General features: G+C 40.9%; 21 protein-coding genes, 1 pseudogene and 1 other annotated feature. Of the genes and pseudogenes, 9 read left to right on the top strand and 13 right to left on the bottom strand.

Translation table 11 applies throughout. The features are described 5' to 3' along the window. The first annotated feature begins 33 nt into the window (after positions 1–33). From QNH10_RS20365 to QNH10_RS01865, 5 genes are all read left to right on the top strand, one after another. A complete protein-coding gene (locus tag QNH10_RS20365) occupies positions 34–288 on the top strand; it encodes an amidohydrolase family protein (RefSeq protein WP_347177960.1) in 255 nt (84 codons plus the stop codon). 410 nt (positions 289–698) lie between these two features. Then, the gene (locus QNH10_RS01885; protein ID WP_283733325.1) at positions 699–1,028 is read left to right on the top strand and encodes a PadR family transcriptional regulator; all 330 of its coding nucleotides are present in this window, start codon (positions 699–701) and stop codon (positions 1,026–1,028) included. A gap of 75 nt (positions 1,029–1,103) precedes the next feature. Beyond that, positions 1,104–1,556, top strand: a complete 453-nt coding sequence (locus tag QNH10_RS01875) for a DUF2812 domain-containing protein (RefSeq protein ID WP_488199564.1) — start codon at positions 1,104–1,106, stop codon at positions 1,554–1,556. 96 nt (positions 1,557–1,652) lie between these two features. Further along, positions 1,653–2,489: an ABC transporter ATP-binding protein gene (locus QNH10_RS01870; protein ID WP_347177959.1), complete on the top strand. Its 837-nt coding sequence runs from the start codon at positions 1,653–1,655 to the stop codon at positions 2,487–2,489. After that, complete coding sequence (locus QNH10_RS01865) at positions 2,482–3,708, top strand: ABC transporter permease (RefSeq protein WP_283733322.1); 1,227 nt, start codon at positions 2,482–2,484, stop codon at positions 3,706–3,708. The genes QNH10_RS01870 and QNH10_RS01865 overlap by 8 nt, the downstream gene beginning before the upstream one ends. A gap of 254 nt (positions 3,709–3,962) precedes the next feature. Here QNH10_RS01865 and QNH10_RS01860 read toward each other — a convergent pair whose 3' ends face one another. The 3 genes from QNH10_RS01860 to QNH10_RS01850 are packed head-to-tail and all read right to left on the bottom strand — an operon-like array spanning position 3,963 to position 5,622. Further along, positions 3,963–4,700: a pirin family protein gene (locus tag QNH10_RS01860; RefSeq protein ID WP_283733321.1), complete on the bottom strand. Its 738-nt coding sequence runs from the start codon at positions 4,698–4,700 to the stop codon at positions 3,963–3,965. 15 nt (positions 4,701–4,715) lie between these two features. After that, on the bottom strand, positions 4,716–5,246 hold the full coding sequence (locus QNH10_RS01855) for a methylated-DNA--[protein]-cysteine S-methyltransferase (protein WP_381426446.1): 531 nt from the start codon (positions 5,244–5,246) through the stop codon (positions 4,716–4,718). Positions 5,247–5,268: 22 nt separating this feature from the next. Beyond that, the gene (locus tag QNH10_RS01850; RefSeq protein WP_283733320.1) at positions 5,269–5,622 is read right to left on the bottom strand and encodes a glyoxalase superfamily protein; all 354 of its coding nucleotides are present in this window, start codon (positions 5,620–5,622) and stop codon (positions 5,269–5,271) included. 309 nt (positions 5,623–5,931) lie between these two features. On the opposite strand from QNH10_RS01850, the gene wrbA reads away from it, so the two are divergent. Further along, positions 5,932–6,543, top strand: coding sequence for an NAD(P)H:quinone oxidoreductase (gene wrbA / locus QNH10_RS01845; protein ID WP_283733319.1), 612 nt, complete (start codon positions 5,932–5,934; stop codon positions 6,541–6,543). 57 nt (positions 6,544–6,600) lie between these two features. Here the strand turns inward: wrbA and QNH10_RS01840 are convergent, their stop codons facing one another. After that, positions 6,601–7,539 carry a ring-cleaving dioxygenase gene (locus QNH10_RS01840; protein ID WP_283733318.1) on the bottom strand — a complete coding sequence of 313 codons (939 nt, stop codon included), beginning with the start codon at positions 7,537–7,539 and terminating at the stop codon, positions 6,601–6,603. 316 nt (positions 7,540–7,855) lie between these two features. Then, positions 7,856–8,095 (top strand) — a binding site (T-box leader). 66 nt (positions 8,096–8,161) lie between these two features. Between QNH10_RS01840 and ileS the strand changes: the two genes are divergently transcribed. Next, positions 8,162–11,239 carry an isoleucine--tRNA ligase gene (gene ileS, locus QNH10_RS01835; RefSeq protein ID WP_430541107.1) on the top strand — a complete coding sequence of 1,026 codons (3,078 nt, stop codon included), beginning with the start codon at positions 8,162–8,164 and terminating at the stop codon, positions 11,237–11,239. Positions 11,240–11,366: 127 nt separating this feature from the next. Here ileS and QNH10_RS01830 read toward each other — a convergent pair whose 3' ends face one another. From QNH10_RS01830 to QNH10_RS01810, 5 genes are all read right to left on the bottom strand, one after another. Beyond that, positions 11,367–12,638: an alpha/beta hydrolase family protein gene (locus QNH10_RS01830; protein ID WP_283733316.1), complete on the bottom strand. Its 1,272-nt coding sequence runs from the start codon at positions 12,636–12,638 to the stop codon at positions 11,367–11,369. 144 nt (positions 12,639–12,782) lie between these two features. Next, on the bottom strand, positions 12,783–13,208 hold the full coding sequence (locus QNH10_RS01825) for a GatB/YqeY domain-containing protein (RefSeq protein WP_283733315.1): 426 nt from the start codon (positions 13,206–13,208) through the stop codon (positions 12,783–12,785). 172 nt (positions 13,209–13,380) lie between these two features. Continuing rightward, positions 13,381–13,650 carry a GyrI-like domain-containing protein gene (locus QNH10_RS01820; RefSeq protein ID WP_283733314.1) on the bottom strand — a complete coding sequence of 90 codons (270 nt, stop codon included), beginning with the start codon at positions 13,648–13,650 and terminating at the stop codon, positions 13,381–13,383. After that, positions 13,641–13,877, bottom strand: coding sequence for a hypothetical protein (locus QNH10_RS01815; protein WP_283733313.1), 237 nt, complete (start codon positions 13,875–13,877; stop codon positions 13,641–13,643). The genes QNH10_RS01820 and QNH10_RS01815 overlap by 10 nt, the downstream gene beginning before the upstream one ends. 20 nt (positions 13,878–13,897) lie before the next feature. Beyond that, positions 13,898–14,284 (bottom strand): VOC family protein, encoded by a 387-nt coding sequence (locus QNH10_RS01810; RefSeq protein WP_283733312.1) that lies wholly within the window; start codon positions 14,282–14,284, stop codon positions 13,898–13,900. A 131-nt stretch (positions 14,285–14,415) separates the two neighbouring features. Here QNH10_RS01810 and QNH10_RS01805 point away from each other — a divergent pair, with 131 nt between their 5' ends. Beyond that, positions 14,416–14,958, top strand: coding sequence for a hypothetical protein (locus tag QNH10_RS01805; RefSeq protein ID WP_283733311.1), 543 nt, complete (start codon positions 14,416–14,418; stop codon positions 14,956–14,958). A gap of 42 nt (positions 14,959–15,000) precedes the next feature. Here QNH10_RS01805 and QNH10_RS01800 read toward each other — a convergent pair whose 3' ends face one another. After that, entirely contained in the window at positions 15,001–15,339 is a 339-nt protein-coding gene (locus QNH10_RS01800; RefSeq protein WP_283733310.1) for a zinc ribbon domain-containing protein YjdM, read from the bottom strand. 394 nt (positions 15,340–15,733) lie between these two features. Here QNH10_RS01800 and proS point away from each other — a divergent pair. Beyond that, positions 15,734–17,168 (top strand): annotated as a pseudogene (gene proS, locus QNH10_RS01795) (proline--tRNA ligase). Positions 17,169–17,443: 275 nt separating this feature from the next. On the opposite strand, the gene QNH10_RS20360 reads toward proS, so the two are convergent. The 3 genes from QNH10_RS20360 to QNH10_RS01785 form a co-directional block, all read right to left on the bottom strand. Continuing rightward, positions 17,444–17,713 (bottom strand): DHHA1 domain-containing protein, encoded by a 270-nt coding sequence (locus QNH10_RS20360; protein ID WP_347177958.1) that lies wholly within the window; start codon positions 17,711–17,713, stop codon positions 17,444–17,446. Further along, entirely contained in the window at positions 17,614–18,636 is a 1,023-nt protein-coding gene (locus tag QNH10_RS01790; protein WP_347177957.1) for an alanyl-tRNA editing protein, read from the bottom strand. The genes QNH10_RS20360 and QNH10_RS01790 overlap by 100 nt, the downstream gene beginning before the upstream one ends. A gap of 65 nt (positions 18,637–18,701) precedes the next feature. Next, on the bottom strand, positions 18,702–19,061 hold the full coding sequence (locus tag QNH10_RS01785; protein WP_283733309.1) for a hypothetical protein: 360 nt from the start codon (positions 19,059–19,061) through the stop codon (positions 18,702–18,704). Between the last annotated feature and the right edge of the window lie 119 nt (positions 19,062–19,180).

Raw genomic sequence — 19,180 nt, 5'->3', positions numbered from 1 at the left:
ATTACTGAAGGGCATTTCAAACGTAATGTTCCGTTGGAAAAAATCGTTGAGTTGACAGCAACAAACCCAGCAAAACTGTTCGGTTTAGAAAATAAGGGAACAATCGCAGCTAATTATGATGCTGATTTGACACTTATTGACTTGAACGAAAGCTTCGAGCTGAAAAAGGAAGATCTATTCTACCGTCACCAACACTCTCCTTACATTGGCAAAACCTATAAAGGGGCAGTGAAAACGACTATTGTCGGCGGTGAAGTAGTGTTCGAAAATGGGCAACTAACGAAGTAATAAAATAAACCCCGTTCCAGTTTACTGGAACGGGGTTATTGTTATTTAATACGCATAAAATCGGCGAATGACGCATAAATCTGTACAAATACGCATAAATAATTTTTATGCGTATTTCGCGGAGTTTATGCGTGATTCAGCGTTGTTTATGCATTTTTTTCTCGATTTATGCGTCATTACGGGAATTTATCCTTCAGCTCAAGCCGTTTATGCGTTTCTCCAAGCATTTATGCTTCTTTGTCATTATAAATGATTATTCTCCCTCGATTAATGAGTGTCGCCTTATAGATCCTCCAAAGAACTTTTCGATTAATTCTAAACAAGTAAATAATATGCATTGCCAATATATATCACTTTGTGATATAACATAATTAGATATATCGGAAAGTGATATAGAGGAGGTTTTTTAGTTGGAATCATTTGAGCCGTTAACAGATTCTGTTTTTTATATTATGGCTTCACTTTCGGAACCACGGCACGGGTATGCTGTAATGAGTCTAGTGGAGGAAACGACTAAAGGGTCATTTGTAATTGGCCCTGCGTCGTTATATACGATCATTAAAAAATTGCTCAAGGAACAGTTCATCGTATTACAAGATGAATCTGATTCGCGACGGAAGGTATATGTGTTGACTGAAATAGGAAGACAAGCACTAAAAGCGGATATCGCGCGACGAAAAGTGATGATTGAGATGGCAGAAAAAGGGCTCGAGAGGGGAGTATTTAATGAGCAAGACTAAGTATGTGGCGTCAAATGGCCTCGCTTTTTCCGAAAAGGCCGATATGAAAATGTTAAGACGTAATGCATTGATGGGTTGGCAATTAAAACGGTTCCGCTTTGCGGGGTACGAGTTGGAAAAGGCGAAAGTGAAGATGTCATTTTTAGCATTGATTATCGTCAGTTGGAGTTAGATGAGAAAGATGAGTATTTCGAGATGTTTGCTTATGCAGGTTGGACGCATGTTTGTTCAGACTACAATATGCATATTTTTAAGGCGAATAAGGGAACTACACCGATTTATAGTGATACGGAGTCGTCTAAAGAAAAAATTGTTCGTTCGGCTATTCCCGTTCAAACGATTGTCATTTATAGTGTTGCAGTGACATTTGCTTTGTGGCTAACGAAGACATTCACTTACGGAATTGTTCACACAATTAGCACATGGGCTTTTGCCCTTTCGTTTGCAATCACAATTCCTTCCATTATGACATTAGTGGCGACCTATTATCATCGTTTGAAAAAAATAAATAAAAGGAGTTGGGAGTAAAGTGGAAGTCGTTCTATCAGTTGAAGGCTTGGAGAAGTCATTCAAGAATAGGAAAATCATCGAAGGTATTTCCTTTGAAGTGAGAAAGGGGAAATCATGGCAATATTAGGGCCAAACGGTGCTGGGAAGTCAACAACGATCCGAAGTATCATGGGGATCCTTTATCCGGACGAAGGAGTTGTAAAGTTTCATAATCACAAAGAAGGACAAATACCACGCAATAAAATCGGCTATTTGCCGGAGGAGCGTGGACTTTATCGGAATGTTAAAGTAATGGATATGATTTTATATTTGGCGGAGCTGAAAGACTATCCAGTTAAAAAGGCCAAAGAGCGTACACTTCATTATTTAAAAAAGCTCGGCCTTGAAGGTAAAGAGAAAGTTTCAGTTGAGGAATTATCAAAGGGGATGGCGCAAAAAGTACAGTTTATTGGATCTATCATCCATGAGCCGGAATTACTTATTTTAGACGAACCTTTTTCCGGATTGGATCCTGTCAGTCAGGAAGTTTTTAAGAATGAAATTAAGGAACTTGCTAGAAATGGCACAGCGATTTTATTATCCTCCCACCAAATGAATATGGTTGAAGAAATATGCGATCGATTATTTATGATTCATCGGGGGCAAAAAGTGATTGATGGGACACTAACGGATGTGAAAAATGAGTATGCAAACTTTAAATGCACGATTCGTGGAGAGAATGAATTGGCATTATTAAAGCAACTTCCGCGTGTAAGCCGGGTAGAGCAAAAAGATGGTTTGGCAATCATTCATTTGGCGCAAGACGTCATCATACCAAATTGGCTAAGGCAGTTGCCTGAGTCTTTATCAATTCAAGAGCTATCCATCGACCGGATTTCATTGCATGAAATATTTATCGATATAGCAACGGACCAACATACCGTTAAAGAGGGGGCTGCTATTAATGCGTAATAGTTTTAAGGTAGCTAAATGGGAGATTAAAAGAAATATGACGAATAAGTCTTTCGTTATTTCATTATTTTTAACGCCTATTGCTTTTTTGTTGTTCATGCTCATTCCTCAGTTACTCAATGGAAATGAATCCAAAGAAGTGGTAGACGTTTTCATTCTTGATGAGTTAGGCGTTGCAAATGAAATCGACCGACTTGTGAAATCTGAACAGTTAAATTGGATTGTCCAAATAACTAACATAAATGAGTCAGATATGGGGCAGCAAGTGATTCGCGAAGAAAATGTTGTGTATATTCCTTTTACCGAGAAAGCATTGGATGAAGGGGCCATTCAAGTATATAAAAGCAAAGATGTAAGTGATAGCTTTCTTTATGAAGCAATCGTTCTGGAAGGCCCTTTACGTCAACTTCAATTGGCTCGGCTCGACTTATCCGAAGATCAGAAAAGTGTAATTGCGAAGGGGATTTCTGTTCAGAAGGCTGAATGGCAGGATAATGGAAGAGAAATGGGGGTGGTAGAGGGAGGCGATAATTCGCTGAAGCGGGCTATACCTGGTTTGTTCGCAGCAATTATATTACTTTCGAGTGTGATTACTGGAATGATGATTTTCACTTCTGCCTCACAGGAAAAGAAAGAGAAAGTGGCAGAAGTCATTTTATTTTCCGTAACACCGGGAGAGTTAATGCAAGGGAAAATTATTGGCTATTTTGTGTTAGGAATGACGCAAGTTGCTGTTTGGCTGGCGATTGGATTACCAGTTTTCGTGTGGAAGAGCGAATTGCCAATCATTGAGTACTTATTCGTCCCGCAATTGCTGCTATTGGTTTTATTTGCGATTGCTGGCTATCTATTATTCGCGGCAATTTTCGTTGCAATTGGAGCGACCGTGGAAGATATGACAACGACGGGTAATTTCCAAGGAATTGTTATGATGCTCCCGTTTCTTCCGTTAGTTTTTATCGGTCCGATTTTCGGAGATCCAAGTGGTATCATTGCAAAGGTCGGCTCATTTATTCCATTTACGTCGCCAGCCGTTTGGATTATGCGTTTGTCGTTAGTGGAAGAATGGCCATGGATGGAAATTAGCATTAGCGTAGTCATCCTCCTCGCGACGGTTTGGCTAATGATGAAAGCGGCAGGGAAAGTGTTTGAAATTGGAATGTTGATGCACGGGAAGAACGCTACACCGAAAGAGATCTGGAAGTGGTTATGGATATAGGAGGGTTGCGCATAAAACCGTTGATCAAAAATGTCGGTGAATGTGAGCATATTTCATAAGAATCGCCCAAAAAGCCTACAAATCACGCATAAATCTGTACAAATACGCATAAATAATTTTTATGCGTATTTCGCGGCGTTTATGCGTGATTCAGCGTTGTTTATGCGTTTTTTTCTCGATTTATGCGTCATTACAGGAATTTATCCTTCATCCCAAGCCGTTTATGCGTTTCTCCAAGCATTTATGCTTCTTTATTATTCCTTCAACCCACTAATTGTCCCATCCATAGACATTTCTGCATTCATATCGACAAAGAATAATACAAGTGTCGTGTCTTCATTCGCGACTATAGGTGGAAGCGGAACTTCTAAATCCGTTACCGCCTCTTTTTTACCTACAGTAAGATTTTGAACCGTTATTTCGCCATTCATCACATATAGAAATGGTGTAAGGCCTAAATATACTGGGATTTCCAACTCTTCGCCAGCTTTCGGGTGTGCGTCTAAAATGTAGACGTTTTGCCTGACGTAAAGAGGTGCATCGCTTCCTTCAGGCCCCACCATGACATACCAATCGTGATTGTCTGTTGGTTTGTTATGGAACTGAATTTTGGGTGGAAGATTTGTTGCATTCGGTCGAACGAAGATTTGAAGCATTTCCACTTCATCTTCTTTTACTTTTTCCTCATGCCAAAAGCTTACCCCTGCATTCATCATCATTAATTGCCCACGTGCAATCGGTGCTTCAAAATTAGCTGAATCCTTGTGATGCGTGACACCTGTGCTTATATAACTCAGTATTTCATCATTGACGTGTTCATGCATTTTAACCGTTAAGCCCTTTTTCATAACCGCATGATCAATGATAGCTAACGGTCCAAATGCAGTATCCGAAGTTTTGTTCCTTAAAATATCACCTGGTTGGACACGTGTAATTGTGAATGGACCTCTGAACGGCTGTGCATGATTTTTCGCCTCGAGTTTTTGTATCAATTTGAACTCCTTTGTTTACTTACTAATTTTGTGTTGTGTTTCCAAGTCTAATAACTGCTTCTTCATTTCTAAACCGCCTCGAAACCCTGTCAATTTACCGTTCTTTCCGATAACGCGATGGCATGGAACGGTAATCAGGATTGGATTCGCGCCGATGGCAGTACCTACCGCGCGGACTGATTTTGGTTTTTGGATGCTTTCCGCTATATCAGAATAAGTGACTGTCTCACCATAGGGAATTTCCATTAGAGCCTTCCAAACTGATTGTTGGAATGAAGTTCCATGGAGGTCCAGTGGCAACGTAAAATCCTTCAGTTTTCCCTCTATATAGCCGATTAATTCCAAAGCATAAGGTTCAAGTGCAGCCTTATCTTTTACAAGAAGGTGATCCGGAAGCCGTTTCTTCACCCACTCCTCAAGTTCATCGAATGGGGCATTGTGTGGGCCAAGATAACAAAGTCCTCCTGATGTCGCCCCCATATATATATTCCATTGCCTATGATCCAACAAAGTCCAGTGAACAATATTTACATTGTTCTTCTCCAATTCAATCACCTCCGAAAACTTCTTACTTACATTCCTCGTAAAATATAATTTTATTTGAAAATGGGTCGGTAACATAAAACTCTATCGTATTCCAAGCCGTTTTTTCGATACCGGGGTTAGCGTAGCGATATCCTTTTTTCGATAGATAGTCATGATAGTCCTTTACATTTTGTATCTTAATGCGGATTGAACCACCGGGAGATGCATCACCATGATGTTCGGAAAGATGCAGAACAATTTTATTCTTTGAAATTTGAAGGTAAAGGGGCATGTTGTCCCCAAACTGATGCTGCCAATCCAATTGAAAATCCAAATAATCTAAATAAAACTCCTGCGCTTTTTCGACATCAAAAATCCGAAATATAGGTGTAATCATCTTTGATTTGCCCTCCGCTTCAGAATACAGTCAACTTTTGCAAAACCACTCTTTGTAGTTAAGTATACTTAACAATTTCAGTGAAGAGAAGGGTAAATCGAAGACTTTGAATGACTCCCAACTTTAACTTTCCAAGATGTAAAACCGATAGGTGGAATAAAACTTTTTCTGTTGGGTAATTATATAGACAGTACTGTGCTGAAAAAATATTTTCACAAGTAATTCTGTTGATGAAAAAATAATAAGGATGCAGGTGTGAAAATGGGTTTTTTATCTAGACTATTTGGAAAAACAAAGGAGCCAGAAAAAATGACAAATGTAAAACTAGCAGTAGTATTTTATAGTATGGGCGGTACGAACTATCAATTGGCAAAATGGGCAGCGGATGGTGCAAAAGAGGCCGGCGCTGAAGTTAAAATAGTAAAAGTACAGGAGTTAGCTCCACAGTCAGTAATCGATAGCAACGAAGCTTGGAAAGCAACTGTTAACGCTACAAAGGATGTTCCAGTTGCAACATCAGAGGATCTTGAATGGGCAGATGCAATCATCTTCAGCGTACCTACACGATTTGGGAATATGCCATCCCAGATGAAGCAATTCCTCGATATCCAAGGCGGTTTATGGGCGAGTGGAAAGACGATTAATAAAGTAGTAAGTGCTATGACTTCTGCACAAAATCCACATGGTGGACAGGAAGCTACATTGCTATCCCTTTACACTTCAATGATGCACTGGGGTGCTATTATCGCAACGCCAGGTTATACTGACCCGATCATTTTCGGAGCAGGCGGAAATCCTTACGGGACAAGTGTAACAGTCGGCCAAGATGGAAAAATGATTGAGGATGTGCAGGGTGCTGTGAAGCATCAGGCTAAACGTACAGTTACAGTCTCAGAATGGGTTAAAAAAGGAAACCAGTAAATCATAAATAGAGGCAATCGAATCCAATTCGATTGCCTTTTTTAGTTTACTGTTATGTTAATCTAAAGGACGTACTTCAATCGGAATGAGTGAGTGCTCCAATCTATCACGGAACTGTTCGTATTGAGCAGGAAGCTTCAATTCTTTGCCCATTGTTTCGATTGATTCATCATGTGCGAAACCTGGTGGATCTGTCGCAATTTCGAATAGAATCTCACCTGATTCACGGAAATAAATTGCATTAAAGTAATTGCGGTCTTTTACTTCTGTCACAAGTTGCCCGTTTTCTTGGGCATATTTTTGCCACTCCAAATGATCTTGGTCATCAATAGCACGCCATGCAATATGGTGAACTGTGCCAACGCCCATTGTACCGCGAGCGTCTGTGACCATTTTCAAATCGATGATGTTGCCAATTTCGGAGCTTGCTTTAAAGCGTGTATAATCGCCTTCTGTACCGATTTCCTCCAACCCCATGACGTTTAGTAAAGTCGCTTTAGTTTCTTCAGGACGGCTTGAGTACAATGTTGCTCCGGCAAATCCTTTAATCGCTACATCAGGTGTTACATCACCGAATGTCCAATCATTCGTCGGACCTTTAGCACGTTCCACCAATTCCAAGTGAAGGCCATGTGGATCGTCGAATTGTACAACCTTTTCCCCGAATCGTTCCACTTCTGTGAAAGAAATGTCGAATTTTCTAAGACGATTCACCCAGAAGTCTATGGATCCTTCAGGAATGGCGTATGCCGTTACACCGACTTGACCGTCACCGATACGACCTTGGTATGCGTTTGCCCAAGGGAAGAATGTGATGATTGTTCCAGGATTTCCACCTCCGTCACCAAAATACAAATGATACGTACCTGGATCATCAAAGTTAACTGTTTGCTTTACAAGGCGTAAGCCAAGCACGCCCGCGTAGAAGTCAATATTTTCCTGAGGATGTCCTACAATTGCAGTAATGTGATGAATGCCGGTAGTTTGTTTTTTCATTATTCTTTACTCCTTTTTGTTAGTGTGTGGTATGACTTATTAATAAATACAAAGGAAAATGCCCTTAATATATATAGTTGTTCATTACATAGTTATTAGCAAAGTATTTTATCTCGAATTAAAGTATCTCGAATTCAAGATAAATATATCACAGACCCTTACGAGCGTCAATAAAACAAATTCCAAAATAGCCAGAGGTTTCATGCGAAGTTGACTATCCACAAAAAAGGAGACCCACTTGTCTAATACAATTGAATACAAAGATAAGTTTGACAATTTTTATTTATTCTGTTACAATCAATTCCAATAAAAGCATACAAATTCGTTGATGAGAAAAAGTAGCGTTTCCCCTTGATCTACAGAGAGCTGACATTTTGGTGCAAGTCAGTGTTCAAGTGTTACGTGAATATCCTCTCTGAGAAGTTAGACTGAATTCGTTCACTAAGTCTAATCGGAAGTCCACCGTTAACAGGAACACGTATGATTGTACGTTGCTAAGTGCTATTGATCGGATCAATAGAATTAGGGTGGTATCGCGGTTAACCCCGTCCCTTTCTTGGGACGGGGTTTTTGTGTGCTGTTTATAAAAAAGTTAGGAGCGATATCAATGAACAATCAACGAATGAAAGAAACAGTTGTTCAGCGTGAGGAACGTATTCGAAACTATTGGTCCAAGGAAAGCATTTTTAGTCAATCTGTTACATTCCGAGAGGGGAAGACGCCATTTGTGTTTTATGAAGGACCGCCAACAGCTAATGGTTTGCCCCATGTAGGTCATGCCTTGGGACGGACGATAAAAGATGTAGTGGCAAGATACAAAACGATGCAAGGATTCCAGGTCGAAAGAAAAGCGGGTTGGGATACGCATGGTCTTCCTGTTGAATTAGGAGTTGAAAAACAGCTTGGAATTTCAGGGAAACAGGAGATCGAACGCTATGGCGTGGAGCCTTTTATCAACAAATGCAAAGAAAGTGTATTCACATATGAGAAGAAATGGCGTTCTTTCACGGAGGAATTAGGCTATTGGGTCGACATGGATGACCCTTATATGACGTTAAGCAACGAGTACATTGAAAGTGTATGGAACATTTTAAGTAAAGTTCATAAAGATGGACGATTGTACAAAGGTCATCGTGTATCCCCGTATTGCCCAAGCTGTCAAACTTCTTTAAGTTCACATGAGGTGGCACAAGGCTATAAAAATGTTAAGGACTTATCAGCGACTGTAAAGTTTAAGCGTCTTGATGCAGAGGAATATTTTCTTGGCTGGACGACAACACCGTGGACATTGCCTGCAAATGTGGCACTTGCCATGAACCCCACACTAACATACGTGCGTGCTATAAAGAATGGGGTAATTTATATTGTTGCCAAATCACTTGTTGAAAAAGTGCTTGGTGACGATGCGCTTCTGTTAAGTGAACATCGAGGTGCGGAATTTGAAGGCGTACATTACGCGCCGCCATTTAATTATGTATCTGTCGAGAAAGGCCATCAAGTTGTCGTAGCTGATTATGTAACAGAAGAAAGTGGTACAGGTGTTGTCCACGTCGCCCCAGCTTACGGGGAAGAAGATTATAAAACCGTTCAACAAAATGGATTGTCGTTTATCAATGTTGTAGATCAGGAAGGGCGTTATACAGAAGACGTTGTAGAGCTTGCGGGAAGGTTTGTAAAGGACTGTGATATCGACATCATTAAGATGCTTTCGGAACAAGGAAAACTGTATCATAAGGAAAAATATGAGCACAGCTACCCGCATTGCTGGAGATGTGATTCTCCGTTGCTTTACTATGCAACAGATAGTTGGTTTATCAATATGTCATCTTTAAAGGAGAAAATGCTTGAGAACAATGAAACTGTAACTTGGTATCCAGAGCATATTAAGGATGGCCGGTTCGGTAATTTCCTTGAAAACCTTGTTGATTGGAATATTAGTAGAAACCGCTACTGGGGTACACCTTTAAACGTTTGGGTATGTTCTGATTGCGAGCATGAAGAAGCACCAAGCAATATTGGAGCTCTACAAAAAATAGCCAAATCACGGGTTTCCAACAATATCGAATTGCATAAGCCGTATATCGACGAAGTGGAGTGCACCTGTCCGAAATGTAAAGGTGTCATGCTAAGGACACCTGAAGTCATTGACGTTTGGTTTGATAGTGGTTCGATGCCATTTGCGCAGTACCATTATCCTTTTGGAGATAAGGAAAAGTTCGAATCACAATTCCCTGCAGATGTAGTAATTGAAGGAATAGATCAGACGAGAGGATTTTTCTATAGTCTACTAGCTGTTTCAACCTTATTTACTGGGAAAGCCCCTTATAAGAATGTCTTGTCACTCGGGCATGTGCTGGATGAACATGGGCAGAAAATGTCTAAAAGTAAAGGAAATGCCTTAGATCCGATGGAGCTTCTTGAAGAATATGGGGCAGATGCACTGCGATGGGCTTTCTTGGTTGATAGTTCGCCATGGAATCCAAAACGCTTCTCTAAAAAGATTGTGCAAGATGCAAAATCGAAGTTGGTTGATACATTGGATAATATCTACAAGTTTTTTGAGCTATATTCGAATATAGATGGGTATGTCTATCATAAAGAACAGGTTGGGAAGAGGACGATATTGGATGAATGGATCCTCTCACGACTTCATAGTACGACGAAGCTCGTCACTGTCAATATGGAACGATACCAATTCACCCACGCGACACGTGAAATTGCTACATTAGTCGAAGAGTTGAGTAATTGGTATATACGAAGATCAAGAAATCGTTTTTGGGCTGCTGGTCTTTCAGAGGATAAGCTAGCTGCTTATTCAACACTGTTTGAGGCTTTAAGCACAATTAGCAGGTTGTTGGCACCGTTTGTACCTTATGTTGCAGAGGATCTTTATGTGAAGCTACATCAAAATAGTGTTCATTTACAAGACTATCCTTCGAGTGATGACTCGATGATTAACAACGAATTAGAGGATGATATGAGGACTATCCTGAAGATAGTCGAACTTGGCCGAAGTATCCGGAATACAAATAATATAAAGGTTAGGCAGCCATTACAGAAAATGATTGTCTATTGTAGGGAAGGGGAACGTCTTTCTCAGGCCTACACGAATATAATCAAAGATGAGTTGAATGTGAAAGAGGTTGTCTATACAGAGGATTTGTCGCAATATGAATCCACTCATTTTAAGCTTAATTTCAAAACAGCAGGCGTGACATTCGGAAATTTGGTAAATGCTATTAAATCATATTTGGAACATATTTCTCGAGAGGAGGAGAAGATATCGTTAATTAATAATGGTCAGCTGCAAATCGATGTAAATGGTCAAAACATAACATTGCAAAAAGAACATATCAATATCGAATATGCAATTACCGAGGGCTTCGATTTGGCAGGTGATCAGCATGTAAAAGTTTTGGTGGATACACAGCTTACAGAGGAATTGTTAGAAGAAGGCCGAGTCAGGGAATTAATAAGGGCGGTTCAAGATACCCGCAAGAAAATCAATTTGCCTGTTGAGAAATATATATCGATTCACCTTTCGGCAACAGAAGCTACCAATGAAGTTATTTTGCGTTTCATGGGTTTAATTAAAGATAGTGTACTTGTTCATAGTGTAAATTTGAAAAAAATTGCTGACTCCGATCAGTACTTTGAAGTGAAGTTTGGAGAAGAGATAGTAAAGGTAGCACTTAAGTAGTGGTTTGTATTGATGATGGGACAAAATAGAATTTGAGGACAAGAACAAATAAAGTTTTACAGTACCATTCATTATAAAAGCGAGCCTTTCGCCGATCATTCAGGGAAGGCTCGCATTTTACTTGTATTTATTTTAAAAAATCTATGATTTCATCCATTAAACCTTTAGCCAAAGGAAGATTAGGGTCCATATAAGTTGCCATGTTCCCTTCCTGATCTTCAGGTGCCTCTTTCAGAATATGGTTCATGTTTTTGATAATGGCAAGCCTTGAATCCTTTTTACCTTCATGAAGTCGTTCTGCGTCACCGACCGGAACTTGAAAGTCTCTTGTTCCGTTAATAATAAGAACAGGCGATGAAAGTTTTTGAAGTTCTTTCACAGGATCGTATTTCAACCAAGATATCATATAGGGTTGAACGGATGGACGGAACAGACTTTGGAGCTCAGCGCTGAATTTTTCCACCTGTTCGCCTTGCTTCAGCTTTTGCAAAATATCATCCGATTCTTTGAGTAAGTTAACAGGAAGCTGTGGTCCAAGCTGCTCCAGAAGGACTTGATCAATTGATCTTCCGGCTCCGGCGATGGAGATGAATGCATCCGCATCTGTTTTTTCTGCGGCTACCATACCGAGTAGTGAACCTTCACTATGGCCAATGATACCGACCTTTGAAAAACGACTGTCGTTTTTGGCGAATTCAACCCACGCAGCTGCGTCATTGATAAAGTCATCAAACAGGAGATCCTCTTCATTGCCGACTAAACTTTGGTTCACACCAACTCCCCGTTTGTCGTAACGAATACTCGCAACGCCCTCATCCGCAAGCTGTTCTGCGAGCATCTTCAGGCTATTATTTTTACCCGGGATTAAAGGTGAATTGCCGTTATGATCTGTAGGTCCGGAGCCAGCAATAATGACCATTAGTGGGAAAGGTCCATCGCCTTTCGGTACTTCCAGAACGCCGGTCATCTTACCTTCATTTAAATCGATTTGTACAGCTTCTCCCGTATCCGGAGTCTCTTCTGAACTGCCTTTTGTCAGTTCGAACGGGAAGGATTGGCCTTGTTGGGTAAAGGTTCCTGATATCTTATTCTTCTCAACACTGCCGTCAAACGTAATCTGTTGTCCTGGAAGCGTCATTTGAATGACTAATTCTGACCCGTTTAATGTAACACCCGCCAAAGGAAAGTTTTGCAGTCCTTGTGAGGGAATGCTGATTGTTCCGTTCTCCTTTGTGAAAGTGAGCGATACTAACAATGGTTGATTCGGAATATTGATGGTGCCGTTCCATACCCCTTCAATTGCCCCCAATGAATCCAGCTCCTTTTCTTTTTTACTGCATCCGGTAACTAGTAAAATGGCGCTTATAAGTAAACAAAAAGTTAGTGAAATTCTTTTCATTTGGTCCTCCTTCAAAGCATTCTGTTATACTATCATTATAACAAGGTGTTTGGATAAGTAAAGTATTATGTATTCGCGTCATACCGCCTTTTAAAAGTAGAAAAGCCCATCCACTATATTTTCCGGATGGGCTGTTTATATATACTATATAAGGCTTTTTACTACCTTTGACATCGTTCCGCCGTCAGTTTTTCCGGCAAGTAATGGTTTAGCGATTTTCATGGCGTCGCCCATATTCATTCCCTTTGTAACTCCTGCTTCTGTGAGTAGGGCGGTTACTTCTTCCTCACTTAATTGTTTCGGCAAGAATGATTTTAGCAATACCAACTTCGCTTTTTCCTGTTCGATCAAATCTTCACGCTGTGCCTTTTCAGCCCCTTCTAATGCTTGATTTGTTTGTTTGATTTCGCGGTTTACAATAGCGACTTCCTCTTCTTTAGTCAACGCGGAACCTTTTTCTTTCTCAGCGAGGTCAAGTGCGGACTTTAAAAGTGTCAGTACACCTTTGGATAGAACATCTTTTTCTCTCATGGCTTGTTTCAGTTGTTCGAATACAGTTGTTTTTAACATTTTTTAGCCTCTCCTTCCGTAATTGGATGGATACATCTGTCCAATTGCTTTATTGAAAAAATTATAGAGGAGGCTACTCTGAAATGCAACCAATGGCTATGGAACATAGGATGGTTTGTGAAGTTAGTTATGTGGAGATCATGAAAAAAGTCTTTCGTTTGGAATACAAATGTTAGTTTTCTTGAACTCTCTTTTCTATTGGAAGGCAAAGCTCCATCCTAATCTGGTTAGGGTCCAACTTCTGAATGTCGTCAGAATATACTTCCACTCCATAATCCCCTGCAATCTGATATTCCGAGTTTCTTACCCAGTTATAAAGTGCACCATACAGATTGCCCGCCTCTCCTTTCGGTCCTTCATAAGTTGTTATTACATACAGCTGTTCAGGAAATGCAAAGCCTTTCATCTCCTCCGGTGGGTTGGTAACGTCATCTACCTCCACTCCCGCAATCCATGTAAAGGGATCGGTTTCTGGATTGTAATTGGGTGGTCGATAAAAATCCCATAACCTATTGAAGGATTGACCCGATTTTTTACTTCATGAACCCGTTTATTGAAGTCATCATGCAAGGTAGTGATCAACTTCTTCTTTCGCTCCTCACGCAATAAAACGGATAAAGTCATACCAACAACTTTGAATGCATCTATTCTTTCTGTTCGAATGTCCATATTCCATTTCCTTTCACTAGTTACTGTGACGGCCAGCCACTCCAAATATCAAGTTTATTTCCATCCGGATCATAAGCATAAAAATTAAGACCGCAGCTGCCATTATCCTCAATATCCGAAACATTCGCTCCATTGTCTTTCATTCGGAGATATAGGATATGAAAGTCATTCACTTCAAGTGTTAGTGCGCTTTGCACTGTACCGCTTATTTCTAAATAGTTGAGGGTTGTTGGCCTGGAAGTTTTTATTAGAAAAATAGAGGTACCTGAAGGAATTCGAAGTTGTGCTTGATTTTCAGTAATGGGCGCTGTTAATTCCAACCCAAGATTATTTATATACCAGTGGGCCGTTTTTTCCGTATTTGTTGTAGGTATATAAATGCAGTTAATTTCTTTTACACTCCCCAAAATTTCATGCCTCCTTACAATTATTCTTTCATATAATTGTAATCTATGATAGAATTTTTGCAATACTTTAAAACTAATAGTGGTAAATAGTTGAGGACTTTTCATGAAGAGGAACTGGGGGTGGGGAAAGAATGTATAACTATGGGGCGCGGCATATCTTCATGGTCATTGCCATTGTTATCCTAATCATGTCGCCGATCTTATTGCTACCAATGCCGACGTTTATTGCTTCAAATATGCACGGATTGCAAGGGTGGGTCGTCTATGTACCAGGCAAGGCATATCTGTTATATGGGTTTGGTTTCCTGTTTTTATTCGGATCAGCGTTTATCCTATCCATATTGGATCTTAGCAAAGTTGCGAAAATCATTAGCATTTCAATTTTGCTCATAAGCGTAGCATTTTTTGCAAGCGCCGCTCAGAACTATACGTTGTTTGCGAATGATTCAATTGCATTCAGGGAGTCGATTTGGACGGATCGGCAATCATACACTTGGGATGAGCTGGAGATAGTAAAGTTCGACCTCTCGGCAGGCTTGCCAAAGTATGAATTCAGGTTTAAAGATGGCAAAGAAATAGCGCTTCCCGAAAATGGATACATAAGAGTATTTCGTTCTGGGATAGAAGGTAAATTGAAGGAACATCGTGTAGAATTTGTGAAGAGGTACTACTGAAACAATAAAGACCGCTGATTCAAAGTTTCAGCGGTCTCTAAATTAGATTTTTTTCACAAACTCTGATTTCAATTTCATTGCACCAAAACCGTCAATTTTGCAATCAATGTCATGATCACCTTCAACCAGTTTGATGTTTTTCACTTTTGTCCCCTGTTTGACGACACTTGAGCTGCCTTTTACTTTGAGATCTTTGATGACAGTGATTGTGTCGCCGTCATTTAGGACATTGCCGTTTGCATCTTTGATAACAGCCTCTTCAGCATTAGCCTCCTGTGATTCCAACGTCCATTCGTGCGCACATTCGGGGCAAACAAATAGGTTACCGTCTTCATACGTATATTCAGAGTTACATTTTGGGCAATTTGGTAGATTTTCCATAACTTAATTTCCTCCATCCAGTAGTTATACATATACTATAGCAGACATTCAGATTAATCCAAGGTAGCTGGATGAAACGTGGGTTTCCGAATGCATTTGTATATCCATGAGCTATTTGGTATATTATAAGCAATATGGAATCTAAGAAGTGGCCAAGTAAGTGGAAATTGTGAAACAGAAAGTATAGCAACCTGCTGAGAGCTATACCACCGCTTTTCATTGAACCCTACCACAGAGATGTCATGAAAACATGACCGAGTCGTTTTCGTTAACAAACGTTCGAGGGCCTACTTTTTCAGGCCAAATGAAGGTGGTACCACGTCTATCCAGCGCAAAGACGTCCTTATTTTTAGGGACAGCTTTGCGCTTTTTATTATTCAAGGAGGGAAATTAGATGAGCAATCAGAAAAACGATTTTTCAAAATGGTACATCGACACAATTCAAAAAGCAGATTTAATGGACTATACACCAGTCCGGGGATGTATCGCTTTTAAACCAGACGGCTACGAAATTTGGGAGCATATCCAAGCTGAAATGGACAGACGATTTAAGGAAACGGGACACCGTAATGCGTATTTCCCGATGTTGATTCCTGAGTCATTCTTCCAAAAAGAGAAAGATCATATTGAAGGATTTTCTCCAGAGCTTCCATGGGTGACAGAGGCAGCAGGCGAGAAGTTGGAAGAGCGTCTTGCACTACGTCCAACATCCGAAACAATGATTGGTCATTTGTATTCAGATTGGGTGAAAAGCTACCGTGATCTCCCAGTTTTGATTAACCAATGGGCGAACGTTTTCCGTTGGGAGAAGAAGACATTACCATTCATCCGCACATCTGAGTTTTTATGGCAAGAAGGGCATACTGCGCATGTTGATGAGGAAGAAGCGCGCGAAGAAACGATGCAAATGTTGAATATTTATAAGGAAGTCGTTGAAGAATTGCTTGCTATTCCTGTTTACGACGGCCAAAAAACACCTTCAGAACGTTTCGCGGGTGCGGTTGACACGTATTCAATCGAGGCGATGATGAAGGACGGGAAAGCTGTACAAGCAGGAACTTCCCACTACTTGGGCACAAAATTTGCGGAAGCGTTCGACATCAAGTATTTGACGAAGGAAAACCGTCAAATTCGTCCACACTACTTCATGGGGAACTTCAACGCGTCTAATCGGTTCCGTCATCATGGTGCACGGTGATGAACAAGGTCTCGTATTGCCACCTCGTATCGCACCTACACAAGTTGTGTTGATACCGGTTGGTCCTTGGAAGAAGAACCCTGCCATCATGGAAAAATTGGACGAAGTGTTTGCTCAATTGAAAGCGAAGGGTATCCGTGTCCGTCTTGACGATTCCGACCAATCGCCTGGATATAAATTCAACGAGTGGGAGTTAAAAGGTGTACCTGTTCGTGTTGAATTAGGACCACGTGATTTAGAGAATAATCAAGCCCTTATGAAGGCACGTGATGAGGGTGAAAAAGTTGCTGTCGATTTGGCAAATCTTGTTGCAAGTATTGAACAGGAATTGCAAACGATGCAAACACGTCTACTTGAAAAAGCGCGTGCATTCCGTGCAGAGCATTCCCATACGCATATCGACGATCTTGAAGGGTTGAAGAAGCACATCACGGATTCTACGGAAAAAGAAGAAATCCCTGGATGGATTCTTGCTGGTTGGTGCGGCGATGATGCGTGTGAGGACAACGTGAAAGAAGAAACGAAGTTCACAACGCGAAACATTCCATTCAATCCACCAGCTGAGAAGTCAACTTGCATCAATTGTGGAAATGAAGCGAAGCATACGGTCTGGTTTGCAAGAGCGTATTGATTATTGAATGAAAAGCTGCCATCCGAAAGGACGGCAGCTTTTTTATGTCGAATTGTGTCCATTAAACGGCTAAGTGGTGATAAAGTGCTTCTAAGCGGTGATAAAGTTCTCACAACCGGTGATAAAGTGACTTTAAGCGGTGATAAACCGCTGGTAAACGGTGGTAAACCCCCGAGTCGGTGATAAACTGCCGAGAGTCGGTGATAAACTGCCGCGAGTCGGTGATAAACCCTCGAGAGTCGGTGATAACCCCTCCAGGTCACCATCTACCCACGTCACTCCCCAACAACTTCCCTCATTCTGTCTAAAAACTCTTCTCCCGACATGATCCGCTCACCGCCGCCTTGCACGAATGCATCATTTCCGCCGCCTTTTCCGTTGATGAGGGGCAACACGGCTGAGGATACCTCCTTCATACTAACCTCGACAGTTGCACCGCGAGCGGCTACAAATTGTAGCTTCTCTTCATTATCTCCAACAAGAAGGGCAATGATTGAGTCATCGCTGGCAACAAGTAAACGCGCCAATTTTTGAAGTTCCTGCACTGTTTTAGCGGAAAAAGAAGCTCCACGATCCTTCCACTTCGACTAACAAGCAGTTCACTCGCTTCAAACTCCAACAAAGCAACTTTCGTGTCTTCCAAGGATTTCTCCAAAACCTGATTTGTCACCAATAGCTTTTCAATGGCATGGCCAACCCCATCTTCAGGTGCACTCAGCAATCTTGAAGCAATTGCCAACTCTTCGTGTTTGCGACCCAATTGTTGCAACACTCTTCCGCCGCATACAAAATGGACACGGACTTGTCGTTTTTGCTTTTCAGTCGATAATATTTTGATCAGCCCGACTTGTCCAGTTGAATTTGGATGCGTGCCGCCGCATCCGTTGTAATCGAACCCCGGTATGATTACAAGCCTGATTTCATCAGTGACCGCAAGCTGTTTCCTCAGTGAAAATTGGGTGAGTTCATCCTCAGTAGGATCCCATTTCGTTTCAATCGGACGATTTTCCAAAATGATCCCATTCGCAAGCTTTTCTACAGCCGCCAACTGATCTGCCGAAACGTCCTCGACGTCCAAATCGATGGAAACAACCCCATTTCCCAGGTGGAAACTGACTGTCTGAAACCCGAAATATTCAACAAACGCGGCAGTCAAAATATGCTGGCCCGCATGTTGTTGCATATGATCGAAGCGTCGCTCCCAATCGATAACGCCCTTTACCTCCTCGCCGGAAGGGAGATCCTCTTCAAGAAAATGGCGAATTTCACCGTCCAATTCCTCCACATCGATTACACGAACGCCATTAATCGTCCCCGTATCATGCGGTTGCCCGCCGCCAGTCGGGTAGAAAGCGGTGTTATCGAGCACGACGTATGGGCGTCCATTCGCATCTTCACTTCTATGTATAACCCAAGCTGTAAATGTCTTCAAATAAGCATCTTGATAATAAATCCGGTCTTTTAACATTCCACCGTCTCCTTGGCATTAATTTGTCTAAAAATATTGTACACCATAACGAAAAGGCTTCTCACTTATTTAAGTGAGAAGCTTCGGTCATTTTTTGAGTATAGGGAAAGGATCCATTCTATGATAGCGTCATACTTTTCCTTCCACAAATTTCTTATCGCAACTGTCAGCAAGAGTAGAACCGTTAGGCCAATCACTGAAATCCAGAATACCACTCTGAAGAACAACAGCTCCTGAAGCCCCCCAATTGCAATGGAAATTGTAAAACTACTTAATAAAATGATAGAAAAGATAGGAATCAATTGGATGAAAATATCATAATTCCTTTTCTTTAGATACCCCATGATGAATGGTGTGGTGAATGCTATTAGGACACTATACGATAGAATAATTAACGTATCGAAAACTCTTATAAAAGTATCCAATTTTCAAACCTCCTCGCTATCTACTTTTTAGCTATACCCCTTTTTGCTATAGAATATGCACTAAATTCATCAATCTTCATTTCTTCGACAAAAAAAGAGAGTGAATATACTTCACCCTC

Source organism: Sporosarcina thermotolerans (assembly GCF_030067815.1).
In the GTDB taxonomy this organism is placed as follows: domain Bacteria; phylum Bacillota; class Bacilli; order Bacillales_A; family Planococcaceae; genus Sporosarcina; species Sporosarcina thermotolerans.
The sequence above is the reverse complement of the archived record's forward strand: the minus strand, read 5'-3'. Positions and strand labels throughout refer to the sequence as shown.